General features: G+C 64.1%; 16 protein-coding genes, 1 tRNA gene and 1 pseudogene. 8 read left to right on the top strand and 10 right to left on the bottom strand.

All coding sequences use genetic code 11. The features are described 5' to 3' along the window. Window positions 1-77 precede the first annotated feature (77 nt). Window positions 78-368, top strand: coding sequence for an AmmeMemoRadiSam system protein B (gene amrB, locus MMB49_RS06880; protein ID WP_003813955.1), 291 nt, complete (start codon window positions 78-80; stop codon window positions 366-368). 180 nt (window positions 369-548) lie between these two features. Then, window positions 549-622 (top strand) — tRNA-Arg (locus MMB49_RS06875). Between the two features lie 94 nt (window positions 623-716). Here the strand turns inward: MMB49_RS06875 and MMB49_RS06870 are convergent. After that, window positions 717-2,681, bottom strand: a complete 1,965-nt coding sequence (locus MMB49_RS06870) for a 1-deoxy-D-xylulose-5-phosphate synthase (protein ID WP_047270922.1) — start codon at window positions 2,679-2,681, stop codon at window positions 717-719. A 255-nt stretch (window positions 2,682-2,936) separates the two neighbouring features. On the opposite strand from MMB49_RS06870, the gene MMB49_RS06865 reads away from it, so the two are divergent. The 4 genes from MMB49_RS06865 (at window position 2,937) to MMB49_RS06850 (ending at window position 6,167) form a co-directional block, all read left to right on the top strand. Further along, on the top strand, window positions 2,937-3,926 hold the full coding sequence (locus MMB49_RS06865; RefSeq protein WP_047270659.1) for a zinc-binding dehydrogenase: 990 nt from the start codon (window positions 2,937-2,939) through the stop codon (window positions 3,924-3,926). A gap of 43 nt (window positions 3,927-3,969) precedes the next feature. Then, a complete protein-coding gene (purE, locus tag MMB49_RS06860; RefSeq protein ID WP_003813948.1) occupies window positions 3,970-4,467 on the top strand; it encodes a 5-(carboxyamino)imidazole ribonucleotide mutase in 498 nt (165 codons plus the stop codon). Further along, window positions 4,451-5,620 carry a 5-(carboxyamino)imidazole ribonucleotide synthase gene (purK, locus tag MMB49_RS06855; protein ID WP_013363720.1) on the top strand — a complete coding sequence of 390 codons (1,170 nt, stop codon included), beginning with the start codon at window positions 4,451-4,453 and terminating at the stop codon, window positions 5,618-5,620. The genes purE and purK overlap by 17 nt, the downstream gene beginning before the upstream one ends. A 151-nt stretch (window positions 5,621-5,771) precedes the next feature. Beyond that, the gene (locus MMB49_RS06850; protein WP_003815543.1) at window positions 5,772-6,167 is read left to right on the top strand and encodes a Fur family transcriptional regulator; all 396 of its coding nucleotides are present in this window, start codon (window positions 5,772-5,774) and stop codon (window positions 6,165-6,167) included. Window positions 6,168-6,334: 167 nt separating this feature from the next. On the opposite strand, the gene MMB49_RS06845 is transcribed toward MMB49_RS06850, so the two are convergent. The 9 genes and pseudogenes from MMB49_RS06845 to rpmB form a co-directional block, all read right to left on the bottom strand. Beyond that, window positions 6,335-6,598 carry a hypothetical protein gene (locus MMB49_RS06845; protein ID WP_229941009.1) on the bottom strand — a complete coding sequence of 88 codons (264 nt, stop codon included), beginning with the start codon at window positions 6,596-6,598 and terminating at the stop codon, window positions 6,335-6,337. Between the two features lie 2 nt (window positions 6,599-6,600). Beyond that, entirely contained in the window at window positions 6,601-7,401 is an 801-nt protein-coding gene (locus MMB49_RS06840) for a TIGR03943 family putative permease subunit (protein WP_003813940.1), read from the bottom strand. Window positions 7,402-7,405: 4 nt separating this feature from the next. After that, on the bottom strand, window positions 7,406-8,527 hold the full coding sequence (locus tag MMB49_RS06835; protein ID WP_047270655.1) for a permease: 1,122 nt from the start codon (window positions 8,525-8,527) through the stop codon (window positions 7,406-7,408). A 199-nt stretch (window positions 8,528-8,726) separates the two neighbouring features. Then, window positions 8,727-8,897, bottom strand: a complete 171-nt coding sequence (gene rpmF / locus MMB49_RS06830) for a 50S ribosomal protein L32 (protein ID WP_047270653.1) — start codon at window positions 8,895-8,897, stop codon at window positions 8,727-8,729. Beyond that, the gene (locus MMB49_RS06825; protein WP_003813936.1) at window positions 8,897-9,019 is read right to left on the bottom strand and encodes a 50S ribosomal protein L36; all 123 of its coding nucleotides are present in this window, start codon (window positions 9,017-9,019) and stop codon (window positions 8,897-8,899) included. Before MMB49_RS06825 ends, rpmF begins: the two co-directional genes overlap by 1 nt. A gap of 192 nt (window positions 9,020-9,211) precedes the next feature. Then, window positions 9,212-9,469 (bottom strand): type B 50S ribosomal protein L31, encoded by a 258-nt coding sequence (locus MMB49_RS06820; protein WP_047270651.1) that lies wholly within the window; start codon window positions 9,467-9,469, stop codon window positions 9,212-9,214. A 46-nt stretch (window positions 9,470-9,515) separates the two neighbouring features. After that, the gene (gene rpsN / locus MMB49_RS06815; protein ID WP_003813933.1) at window positions 9,516-9,821 is read right to left on the bottom strand and encodes a 30S ribosomal protein S14; all 306 of its coding nucleotides are present in this window, start codon (window positions 9,819-9,821) and stop codon (window positions 9,516-9,518) included. A gap of 76 nt (window positions 9,822-9,897) precedes the next feature. Beyond that, window positions 9,898-9,984, bottom strand: coding sequence for a 50S ribosomal protein L33 (rpmG, locus tag MMB49_RS06810; protein WP_373159293.1), 87 nt, complete (start codon window positions 9,982-9,984; stop codon window positions 9,898-9,900). Beyond that, a pseudogene (rpmB, locus tag MMB49_RS06805) lies at window positions 9,982-10,194 on the bottom strand (50S ribosomal protein L28); the annotation flags it as partial. The pseudogene rpmB and the gene rpmG, both read right to left, overlap by 3 nt. A 49-nt stretch (window positions 10,195-10,243) precedes the next feature. Between rpmB and MMB49_RS06800 the strand changes: the two are divergent. Together MMB49_RS06800 and MMB49_RS06795 are read left to right on the top strand one after the other, a co-directional pair. After that, window positions 10,244-11,011 (top strand): hypothetical protein, encoded by a 768-nt coding sequence (locus tag MMB49_RS06800; RefSeq protein WP_047270649.1) that lies wholly within the window; start codon window positions 10,244-10,246, stop codon window positions 11,009-11,011. A gap of 120 nt (window positions 11,012-11,131) precedes the next feature. Beyond that, window positions 11,132-12,040 carry a metal ABC transporter solute-binding protein gene (locus MMB49_RS06795; RefSeq protein ID WP_047270648.1) on the top strand — a complete coding sequence of 303 codons (909 nt, stop codon included), beginning with the start codon at window positions 11,132-11,134 and terminating at the stop codon, window positions 12,038-12,040. Window positions 12,041-12,700: the final 660 nt, after the last annotated feature.

Raw genomic sequence — 12,700 nt, 5'->3', positions numbered from 1 at the left:
TCGTGCAGGGCCGGCCACGTCCCCGTAGCCGTTGACGCCGCGCGAGGCTACGATGGAGATAGATGTGAGGAGGCGTCATGATGATGGTTGTTTCCGATTCCGGCAAGGAGGCCGGCACCGTCCGCCCGGCCGCCGTAGCCGGCGCGTTCTATCCGGCCAACGCCGGCGAACTGCAGGCCATGATTGACCGGCAGATGAACCATGCGCGCAGACTGGTGTCGTCCCTCGCACCGCGTCTGCCGCAGGGGGCTCCGAAGGCGGTGATTGTGCCGCATGCCGGATACGTGTACTCCGGTTCTGTCGCCGCCCTCGCCTACGCGCTGCTGGAGCGGACACCACATTCTGCCCGGCGTGCGGGGCGAGCCTGATCGTGCGCGACTGGTACGCGATACTGTCCGACCGCATCGGACCCGACGGATGCTGCCCCGACTGCGGCGCAGTGGTTCCCGGCCACTGGTGAGGGGGCGGCGGATATGACTTGCCGCGCCGTCCGCGGACACATATCCCTGAACGTGCCGCGGTGATGGTACACTGTTCTTTCGTTGTTCGGCCCCGTAGCTCAGCTGGATAGAGCATGTGACTTCTAATCTCAAGGTCGACGGTTCGAGCCCGTCCGGGGTCACGGTGAAGCCCGTTGGAATCAATAAGGTTCCAACGGGCTTTCTGTTCCTTTTCGACGTCCTTGTGGGCCTGACGGGGCCTGATAAGCGCGGCTTTCAGCCTCGGCTCTCGCTGCGGATGCGCGCGGTGATGTTGCCGACGGTCATGCCATAACGCTCGTTGAGCGCGTCGAGCGGCACGCGATCGGTGAACTCCTTCGCCGCGCCGAAATTCAGCACGCACATGTCGCGCAGCCCGGCATTGGCGTAGAAGGCGGTGACCTTGTCTCCCCAGCCGCCTTCGAGCTGTCCATCCTCCAGCGTCACGATGATGCGGTGGCGCCCGGTCAGCTCGGTCAGCGTCGCGGCATCCAGCGTGGAGAACTGCTGCGGATCGATCAGTGTGGCATCAAGGGGATGCCGGACATCCGAAGCCAGAGCCTCGACCACGCGCCATCCCAACGGCAGCGTGTTGCCCAATGCCAGGACCGCCACAGTCGTGCCGCGGCGAATCGTGCGGTAACGGGACCACGGGCAGGTGGCTGTTCCATCGGCCGTGGTCTTTTCGCTGCACGCATTACTGCACGTATCGTCCGCGGAGCCCATGTCCGTGACGTACTGCGCGTCGCCGGGCAAGTCGCCCGAGCGCTCCCGGTTGAGAATCGTGTCGCCCGGCACCCGGATGACGACCGGAGAGGTGTTGCTCTGGCTCGTCGACCAGGCGAGCATGTCGAGGAACGCGCGGCCGCTGGTCGGTGCCAGGCAGGTCAGCCCGGGGATGTTGCCGAACATGGCGATGTCGAATGCGCCCGAATGCGTGTTGTCGGCTCCGGACAGTCCGCCGCCGAAGTCGAGCAGCGTCACTGGGGTGCCGTTCAGCGACAGCTCCTGCTGCAACTGGTCGAACGTGCGCTGGAAGAACGTCGCGGAAGTGGCCAGCACCGGTCGTCCGCCGGCCCGTGCGATGCCCGAGGCGAACGCCACGGCGTGCTCTTCGGCGATGCCGGTATCGACGTAGTGCCGTCCGGCCCGTTCCCGGAACGCGCGGGTGATGCCGTTCGAGCCCGGCGTCGCGGGGGAGATGACCACCAGTCCAGGTTCCGTGGCGAACCGCGGTTCCAATGCCGCCATCGCCATGCTCCCGTAATGCTTGCGCGCTCCCAAAGGCCGCCCGGTCGTGCTGTCGGGATCCTGCCAATGGTTCGCTTCATGTCGTCCTTCGAAGACCATCGAGTCCTCGGCGGCGACCGCGGCGTCACCCTCCATGGGAATCCCGGAGTCGCGGGCTTCCGCGGATTCCTTGGCGGGCGGCAATCCCAGACCCTTGCGCGTGTGGATGTGCACGACGACCGGATGATCGGTGTCCTTGACCTGTTCGAACGCCTCGATCAGAGCGAACACGTCATTGCCGGCCTCGACATACCGGTAGTCCAGTCCGAACGCCATGAACAGGTTCGGCCCACCCTTGCCGCCGGTAGCGCGCAGACGGGCGAGCGTGCCGTACATGCCGCCGTGATCCTCCGCGATCGACATCTCGTTGTCGTTCACGATGATGATGAGGTTGCCGCCCTGTTCGGCGGCGTTGTTCAGCCCCTCGAACGCGATGGCGGAACTGAGCGAGCCATCGCCGATCACGGCGATCACATTGCGTATGCCGCTGCCGCCGTCCATGCCGCCCGTCAGGTCACGGCTCTTCGCCAGGCCGCACGCCAGGGAAATCGACGTGCCGGTGTGCCCGAGCACGAACTGGTCATGGGCGGATTCGGCGGGATTGGTGAAACCCGTCACCGAGTCATGATGCGCCGGGTCGAGATACGCGGCGGCGCGGCCTGTCAGCATCTTATGCACGTAGCTTTGATGCGACACGTCGAATACGATGCGGTCGCGAGGCGAGTCGAATACGCGGTGCAGGGCGACAGTGGCCTCGACCATGCCGAGGTTCGATCCGATGTGCCCGCCGTGGACATGGCCGTACCTCACCAGCGTCGTGCGGATCTCACCGCACAGCGCCGGAAGCTCCGCGGCGTCGAGGGCATGCACGTCGGCTGGTCCGTGAATCGCACTCAATATGCCGACGCTCATACGCATATGTCCTTTCCTCGGATGTTTCAAAAGCGACATGATAATCGATGCCGTCGCATCGGGCCGCCGGCACGAGAAAATGCCCCCAACATCTCCGTATACGGCAGGAGTCCTGGGAGGCATTGCGGCTCCGTTCCGCCTGTACCGTCTGTCGCGTCCCGCTCCCGTTGCGCATGCCGCGCCCGGCCTCCGCGCGGGCGTGTGCGCGTGGTTGAATGGTATCGACGATGGATATCCCCGAACAAGGAGGGGCCAATGAAGGCCGTATTTGCCGCAACGATCAACAATGCCGACCCCTTGGCCGCGCTGGAGGTGGGGGAGCTGCCCGAGCCGCAGCCTCGCCCGTTCTGGTCCACCGTGTCCGTCAAGGCCGCGACCGTCAACCATCATGACATCTGGAGCCTCAAGGGCGTGGGGCTCGCAGCGGAGGCCACGCCGATGATCCTCGGTACCGACGCCGCCGGCGTGCTCGACGAGGACATTCCCGTGCGCAAGGGGCTCAAGGCCGGTGACGAGGTCGTGCTGTACACCGTGATCGGCGCCGATGGGGCCGGCGTGATGCCGGGGGAGCGGCGCACGATCCTCTCCGAGCGGTACCCCGGCACGATGGCCGCGAAGACCCAGGTGCCCAGCGCCAACGTGTTCGCCAAGCCCGCGAACCTGACGCTCGACGAGGCCGCCGCGCTCGGCACCAGCTGGCTGACCGCCTACTCGCTGGTGTTCGCTTCGGCGGGCGTCAAACCGGGCGACACGATTCTGATTCAGGGAGCAGGCGGCGGCGTGTCGACCGCTGCCATTCAGCTCGCCCACGCCGCCGGGCTGGAGGTGTTCGTCACCTCGCGCGACGAGACCAAGCGCGAGCGTGCACTGGCCCTCGGCGCGGACGCCGCGTTCGAGGCCGGAGTGCGCCTCCCGCGCAAGGTCGACGCCGTCATCGAGTCGGTGGGCGCCGCCACATGGGGGCATTCGGTGCGTTCCGTGCGCCCCGGTGGCACGATTGCGATCTGCGGTGCCACCACCGGCGACCAGCCGGGCGCCGAACTCACCCGCGTGTTCTTCCAGGACATCCGCGTGCAGGGCAACACGATGGGCTCGCGCGAGGATTTCGCCCGCCTGCTGCGCTTCGTGGAACATGCCGACATACACCCGGTGATCGACTCGACGTTCGGGCTCGCCGACGCCCGCGCGGCCTTCGCCAAGGTTCTTTCCGGCGACGTGTTCGGCAAGGTCGTGGTGAGGATATAGGGGATTGTACAGTTGTAACGGTATCCAAGAGGAGGTTCTTCTTATGACAGACAGCAAGCCCGAAGTCGCCGTGATCATGGGATCGGCCAGCGACTGGGAGACGATGAAGCACGCCTGCGACATGCTCGACCAGTTCGAGGTGCCCTACGTCAAGCAGGTGATCTCCGCCCATCGCACGCCCGAACTGATGGCCGAATTCGCTCACGGCGCCCGTGTCAACGGTCTCAAGGTCATCATCGCCGGTGCCGGCGGCGCCGCGCACCTTCCCGGCATGGTCGCCGCCCAGACCACGCTGCCGGTGATCGGCGTCCCGGTGCGCTCGCATGCGCTCTCCGGCTGGGATTCGCTGCTGTCCATCGTGCAGATGCCCGGCGGCATTCCGGTGGCGACCACCGCCGTCGGCAATTCCGGCGCGACGAACGCCGGCCTGCTGGCGGTGCAGATCCTGAGCACGACCGACAAGCGTCTCGCCGACGCGCTGCAGGAATACCGTGACGCTCTCAAGGAGAAGGTGGCCGAATCCAATGCCCAGCTTGTCTGAGGAGACCCATGGCGCGGTGAAGATGCTGCAGCCCGGAGCGACCATCGGCATCATCGGCGGCGGACAGCTCGGCCGCATGATGGCATTGAGCGCGAAGTACATGGGCTTCCGCATCGGCGTACTCGACCCGACGCCGGACTGTCCGACCGCGCAGGTGGCCGATTTCCAGGTCGTCGGTGAGTACGACGACAAGACCGCCATCCATGATCTGGCGGAGAAGTCCGACGTGCTCACCTATGAGTTCGAGAACGTCGACGCCGAATCCATCGACGAGGTGCGTCACCTGGTCGCGGCCCCGCAGGGCACCGACCTGCTGCGCGTTACCCAGGACCGCATCCACGAGAAGACCTTCATCAACAGGCACGGCATCGAGACCGCACCCTGGCGTGAGGTCAACACCTTCGAGGAGCTTGACGCCGCCATCGATGACCTGCATTACCCGTGCGTGCTCAAGACCCGCTCCGGCGGATACGACGGGCACGGCCAGCATGTGCTGCGCAATGACAGCGACCTGGAGAAGATTCGCGCCCGCGGCGACCGCGGCGGCGGCTTCCCACCGTCCATCCTGGAGGGGTTCGTCGATTTCGCGTTCGAGGCGTCGATTCTCGTGTCCGGCAACGGCAAGGATTACGTCACGTTCCCGATCGTGCGCAACGACCACCGCAACAACATCCTGCATATGACGATCGCCCCCGCCGAGGTGAGCCCGGAGATCGCGCGCACCGCTCACGAGATGGCGCTGGCCCTGGCCCGCGGCTTCGAGCTGGCTGGCACGCTCGCCATCGAGCTGTTCATCACCAAGGACGGTCGCGTCGTCGTCAACGAGCTGGCACCGCGCCCGCACAATTCGGGGCATTACACCATCGAGGCGTGCTCGATCGATCAGTTCGACGCGCACATCCGCGGCATCGCCGGCTGGCCGCTGATCCAGCCGAAGCTGCTCAGCCCGGCGGTCATGGTGAACGTGCTCGGCCAGCATGTCGCGCCCACGAGGGCGCTGATTGCCGACCATCCCGAGTGGAACGTGCACGATTACGGCAAGGCGCAGGTGCGTCATAACCGCAAGATGGGTCATATCACCGTGCTCACGGATGACACTGCGGCGACCGTCGAGGCGTTGGAGGCCACCGGCTGCTGGGATGACCTCAAGTAGTCTCCGGTAGTTTTGGCGGTTCGGGAGCGAGGGGCGTGACGCTGCGGCGTCCGCCCCTCGTTTCGTTGTATGTGCGGCGTGCTCGCATGTCGCCGTGGATTGCGCTATTATCATTAATGGTTGTTAAATGATAATACTTGAGGAGCGTGTGATGGCGAACGGGCCGGTGAGGCATACGAAGCAGAAGGATGCCGTGATGGCGCAGCTTCGCGGCTGTGATGATTTCATTTCCGCGCAGGAGCTGCATCGCAAGCTGGTGGATTCCGGACTGCGCATCGGCCTCGCCACAGTGTATCGGCAGTTGAACTCGCTGGTGGATTCCGGAGCGGCGGATACCGTGCGCATGGATGGGCAGCAGCTGTTCCGCCTGTGCGGCGATGATGCCCACCATCATCATCTGGTGTGTCGCAAATGCGGCAAGACGATCGAGATCGATCCGCCGAGCGAATCCTGGGTGCGCAAGGTGGCCGACGGGCATGGGTTCACGGTGGAGTCGCATACCCTTGAGGTGTTCGGCCTATGCCCCGATTGTCAGGAAAAACGCTGACCTTTCCGCGGATTCGCCCCTGCTGGCGGAGGGCTGTCGGCCGCGGGCTGACTGGGGTGGTCCGGCGGCGTGGCACTCGTGCGCGGAGGAGCCGATAACGACGAATGGCGGCGCGGAGGGATGCCACTCGGTCCCTCCGTGCCGCCATTCGCCGTCATTCGCCTATATCATGCGGCCAGTTCGGTCTTGAGTTCCTTGAGGTCGGCGAGGATTTCCTCGTGGCACTTCTCGCTGGTGTCGAAGGCGAGGTGGCAGAAGGCGCACTCGTGACTTTCGCGGTTCTCGTGGCAGGTGTGCACGCAGGCCTTGCCCTCGCACTCCTCGGTGGAGCCGTGCTCGCAGTCGGAGTCGTCGTAGCAGTCACCGGTGACGCAGCAGCCGCAGCAAAAGCCGACCGTGCTTTCGGTGGCGGGGATTGCCGCCGAAAGCACGGTCACTGCCAGTAGAAATAGCCGGTGGGCGCGGCTTTGGCGGTGTGCAGCGACGTGATCTTCAGCATCGGCCCCTGCCGCGTATGCCCGGCGATGCCGTACGTGCCTTGTACGAGCGTCGCGTCGACGCTCACCCAGTCATGCTCCTGAAGGTGCGCGGTCTTCGCATAGTGCGTGGTGAATCCGAACGGCGTCATATCGAGGATACAACAGGACATGAATTGCCGTGACAGCTCGAACTCATGGGCGCCGAGCGTGGACGGCTTGTAGACGAAACCGGTGAGACGCACCCGATAGCCGATGTATCGCTGCGGATTGTGGTCGATGTGGGAGAACCACGAGCCGAATTCGTCATCGCTGATGGTGATGGTCTTGCGCTCCTCGTCGAGCCCGTGGAGATGAGCGAATCCCGCCGGCTTGTGCGCGTCCCGGCGTATGGCGATGGCCCGTCCTGCGGCGTACGTGTCGAAACCGGTGCCGTTGCCGGGTTGGAACGGCACGGCGATGAGCAGCGCGGGGATGACGAGCGCGACCAGGAAACGAAACGAGGATCGCTCGTCGGCATGGAACACGCCGAGCCACGCGGCGACGGACAGGGCGAACAGCAGTATCGCGCCGACGATCAGATACGGCAGCGATCGGGGCGTGGTGAGCGTGATATACGAGCCGCTCGTAGTCGAATACACGATGGCCGCGCCCAGTGCCGCGAAACAGATCGCCTCGATACGGTCGGGAAGCGCGGGAGCATGCCGTGCCGCCGGGGCATGCCGGTCGGAGCCGGGAAAGTTCAGAGTATTCGTCATTGCATCACGCTCCCGTCGTCAGATGGATGGCGACGGCGACCAGGAAGCAGGCCGCCGCGACGGTCACTACAAAGCGGATGATGAACCGCGGACGGCATTCCGTGACCAGCATCAACGTGTTCTTGAGATCCAGCATCGGCCCGAAAAGCAGAAAAGCGAGCATGGCGGAAGCCGGCAACACGCCGGTCATACTCGCGGCGATCACCGCATCGGACGTGGAGCACAGCGAGCAGAGGAAGGCTATCGCCATCGCCGCCGCAATCAGCGTCACGGCACCGATGCCGTCGATCGTGCCGGAGTCGTCGGTCAGCGGGGACAGCGCGGTGCGTACGATGGATGCCGCAATCGTGCCGGACAGCAGAATCGGCATCATGCGCATGACATCGTCGTGCGTGTGCCTGAGGAAGTGCACGAAGCGGGAACGCCCATCCTGCCCCGCATGTTGTACGGTGCAGCCATCACAGGCCGTCGTCCGGCCCCTCGTCAGCGGAAGGTCCCGTACGGCGGGGGAGCGGGACGGGCGGACGGCGAACGACAATCCCACGGCGCTCGCCACCAGCATGCCCAGACCCACGCGGGCCGCCACCATCCATGGACTGCCCGTGAACGCGAACCACGTGGACCAGATCGCCATCGGGTTCATCACCGGGGCCGCGCACAGCAGCGCCGTCGCGTACGGCAGCGGCAGCCGCTTGCGCACCAGATTCGCGAACGTGGGCACCACCATGCAATCGCATACCGGCAGGCACAGCCCGCCGATCATCGCCATCGCCAGTCCGCCGGCCAGCGATTTCGGCACGTGCCGCTCCAACGCATCGGCGCTGACGAATGTGCTGACCGCTGCCGACATCATCGCGCCCACCAGCATGAACGGGATCGTCTGCAATATGAGCCCGGCGGCGCCGGTGCCGATGCGCACCAGTGGAATCGGCAGACCGCGCGATTCGAACATGGCGGACGCGGCGATGAGGAACGCCACCAGCGGCGTGCCGATGATGAGAAAAAGGTAATGCGCCGAATGGTCGCGTCCATCGGCGCTGTTGGCGTCAATGGGACTGCCGCCATCGGCGTGGTGTCCCCGTCCGGTGCCGTCATGAACCGTGCCGGTGTGATGTCCCCATGACATTATGACGCTCCTTGAATTGCCGGCATGGGCTGTCGGTATGGGATGATGCCGCCATATCGTACCACGGTGATAATGGTTCAAAGGTGCCGCCTCTCGTCTTGAGAAGCGGCACCCTGCATATAAGTCCCTGCTGAGGCCATGTCACTGGTCTTGGCGGCTGGCTCGCGTGGATTGACCCATCACGCATCGGGTCGCGGGTCTACCGCGGCTTCACGTATCCCTTGCGCACGGCCTTGACCAGACTGTGTGACACGTGCACCACCTCGCCATCGGGCATGTGCACGGCGATCAGCTGCGCGGTCTGAGCCTTCCATTGTGACCTGCGCGCATGCGTGTTCGCGCGCGACGTTCTGACTTTCGGCAGTGCCATCAGCCTTGCCTCGCTTTCCAGTGGGGGTTCTTCTTGTTGATTACATAAAGATGCCCGCGGCGGCGCACGACGTACGAGCCGTCCTTGCGTGCCAACGAGCGTATCGACGATTTGACCTTCATATCGTTGCTCCGTTTCGTGTTTTCGATGGGTTTATGCAGTGTTGGTGGGTTTATGCAGTGTTGATGTATGGGCTGCGCCGGTCGGCCGACCACCCTCAGTCCCGCTTCGCGAGCCAGCTCCCGCCAGCGGGGGCTTCCGCGTAGCGGGTGGGGGTGGTTCGCGCATTGGGATGCCGGCATTCGCCGGCCCTGTCAGCTCCGTCCGTAGCGCTTGTTGAATTTCTGCACTTGGCCGGCCGTGTCGAGCACGGCGTTGCGGCCGGTGTGGAACGGGTGGCTGTAGCTCGACACCTCCACGTTGACCAGGGAATAGGTGTTGCCGTCCTCCCATTCGATGGTCGGCAGGCTCGCGGCCTTCGCGACCAGCGTGGACCGCGTGAGGAACGCCTTTCCGGTGGACCGGTCGCGGAATACCACGTACCCGTATTGAGGATGGATGTTGTCTTTCATATGATGATGCCTTTCTGATGATGCGATGTTGGTGCGCCGCGCTGGATCACCAGCTGCTCTTCACCACGCCGGGAAGCTCCCCGCGGTGCGCCTTTTCCCTCAGGTTGATACGGGACAGTCCGAATTTACGGTTGAAGGCGCGCGGTCGGCCGTCGATGCTGTCGCGGTTGCGCAGCCTGGTCGGGCTGGCGTCGCGGGGGATCGCATGCAGTCGGCGCATCGCCTCGGCGCGTTCGTCGGCGGTCAGGTGCGGGTTGACCGAGTCCCTTTTGCACTGTGCCCGTCGCTGCGCGTATTTGGCGACGATCTGCTCGCGTTGCAGTTGCTTGTTGATTTTGCTGGTCTTTGCCATTGAGGCTCCTTGATGATGGCTGTGTGCCGAGATGACGCTCGGACGGCCGCGGTTCGTGCGGGTCGTCGGAACGGATTCAGCGGGTCTCGCGGAATGTGACCCGCTTGCGTACGACCGGGTCGAACTTCGTCAGTTCCAGACGGTCCGGCGTGTTGCGGCGGATGCGTGCCAGGGCCGCTTCGATGCCGATGCGGTCGGTGGTCTTCATTCCTTTGACACTGACGGTCAGCGTGACGTGACGGCCGAGCGAGGGAACCCAGTACCGCTTGGTCTGCAGGTTCGGGTTGAAGCGTCGGCGTGTTTTCCTATGCGAGTGGGATACACGGTTGCCCGTTGAGGCGCGCGTGCCCAGAATTTGACATTGTTTGGACATGGATGCCAATATATCATAATGATAATCATTATCAAAAAGAAAGGCGATCATGATTCATCCGACATTGCAATCACGGGGAAACGCGGATATGGCGGTGGTGCTGCTGACGGGCGCCGACCGGCTGAGTCTGGACTCCGTGGCGTTCTCCCTGGCCGACTCGTATGCGTCCGTATGCGCGATCTCGTACGATGTGCGCCCGAATGACGAGGCGGATGCCGGTCTGAGCATCGTCAGGCGTGTCAGCCGCCCGGTGGGGCGGGGTGTCGGGGTGGGCGACGTGGAAATCTTCGATCTGTCGGATTGTTGTCTGGGCTGCTCGGTCAAGCACGACGCGGGCGGGACGCTCGCCTCTCTGCGAGGTCAGGCCCGTGTGTTCCTGGTGAGTCTTCCGGTGGGACTGGAGGCGACGCCGGTCGCCCGGTATCTCGAAGACATGATGCGCCTTGATTCGTGGGGTGATGGCATGGGCGTCGCGGCCGTGGTCAATGCGGTCGGTCTGGACGAGTTCGAGGAGCGGTTCTTCGACGACGACCGTCTGTGCGTGTATGGCACGGGTGACGAGGATGGCGTATTCGACGAGCGGTCGACCGGCGCGGTGGTGTCGCGCCTGATCCGGGAGGCGACGCATGTCCTTGAGCTGCCGGTGGTCGGCCGGGGCTGCCTGTCGCGGCATGTGGATGCCGACGGCGAATGCGCGTGCCGCGACATCATCCGCGCCGTGGCCAGACGGGACGTCGTGGTGGTCGAGGATGCCCATGAGGCGGACCTGTGCGACATCGCCGGCCTGTATGAAGTCGAGTCGTCCGTCGGTGCGTGATCGGCCGCGCGACACGCCCATTTGATAACGATAATGATAATAAATCTCAATAACGTGTATACTGTGAACCGAAAGAACGGGAGAAAGCCCGTCATCATCCGGAGAGGAACGGAATAACAAATGCAGATTTCATCTATCATCAGGCGCGCCGTCGCGGGTGTGGCGGCCGCCTCTATGCTGGTGGCCGTCGCGGCATGCGGAACGAGCAAGGACAACAAGACCGCCGGGGGAGAAGGCGGCAGCGGCACCATCGAAGTCGTCGCCAGCATCAACCAGTGGGGCTCCGTCGCCAAGGACCTCGGCGGCTCCCATGTCGACGTCACCAACATCATGACGAAGACCAACGTCGAGGCGCACGACTACGAGCCCACCAGCCAGGACGTCGCGAAGTTCGGCACCGCGAAGGTCGCCGTCGTGAACGGCGCCGACTACGATCCGTGGGCGTCCAAGGCCGCATCCGCGACGAAGGCCACGTTGGTCACCGCAGCCGAAACCGCCGGCATCAAGGAAGGCGACAACCCGCACGTCTGGTTCTCCGCCAAGGTGCGCAACAACACCGCCGACGCCATCACCGCGGCCTATCAGAAGGCCGACCCGAGCCACAAGGACGACTACGCCAAGCTCAATAAGGAATGGCACGCCAAGGAGGATCAGCTGGAAAGCAAGATCAAGGACGCCTCCGCCAAGACCAAGGATGTGCCGTACGCCGCGACCGAATCCGTCGCATGGTACCTCGCCGACGACCTGGACATGAAGGACGCCACCCCGACCGGCTACGCGCAGGCCTCCGCCAACGAGAGCGAGCCCACCCCGTCCGACATCAAGGCGTTCCAGGACGCCCTCAAGGGCGGCTCCATCAAGATGCTGGTATTCAACACGCAGGAAGCTAACTCCACCACCGATCAGATCACCGGTGCCGCCAAGAGCGCCAACGTCCCGATCGTCGAGCTCACCGAGCAGATGCCGAAGGAATACACCAACCTGCTCGATTGGATGAGCGCCCTCGTCGACCAGTTCGCCAAGGCGTGATGCCGGCGCGCTGATTCTATCTCTATCTATATCCCCTTCAACGGCGGGGCCTCCTTGCGGGGCCTCGTCGCTTCTGCGCATGGAGGGGCATCATTCCGTGATGGGCTCTTCGGAGCAGTCTCCGATTGCTTCGCGACGGGCTCCGGGGAGCGAATCATCCGATTCGGCCGGGCTGGAATGGCGTCATTTTCACGATGTGGATGCCGTTTCGTCTGATGGATGATCTGGCCGTCACTGTGCGTGGGTACCGTCACTGTGCGAGGGCTCGCACAGTGACGCGGGCGGTAGAAACCCTTATTTTCCAATGATTCCCGTGACGCAGTCACACTGCGAGGGCACGCACGGTGACGGTACCCACGCACAGTGACGCTTGACCCGTGTAACAGTTGAGCTCGTCCGCGATGGAACTGCGAAATCCCGCCGGACGCATATACGGGCAAGATGATGGACACGCCGACCGTATCCGGATTCACGCGGCGGGTACACGATCATCGTCATCGGCCGAACATGCGTCTTATGGGAGACACGCCCAAATGCGTCGCAGGGCTGCCGGGGAGGACGGTTGGGATGGTGAAATCCTGCGATTGTTGTTTTTTATGCGTGGCAACCCTGCCGTGCACACAGGCGCGTCACGGCGATTGTCCGGAACCCATGAAGGGC

The sequence above is a fragment of the Bifidobacterium sp. SKU genome (assembly GCF_026016405.1).
Taxonomy (GTDB): Bacteria; Actinomycetota; Actinomycetes; order Actinomycetales; family Bifidobacteriaceae; genus Bifidobacterium; species Bifidobacterium bifidum.
This window is presented reverse-complemented; position numbering and strand designations above follow the sequence as displayed.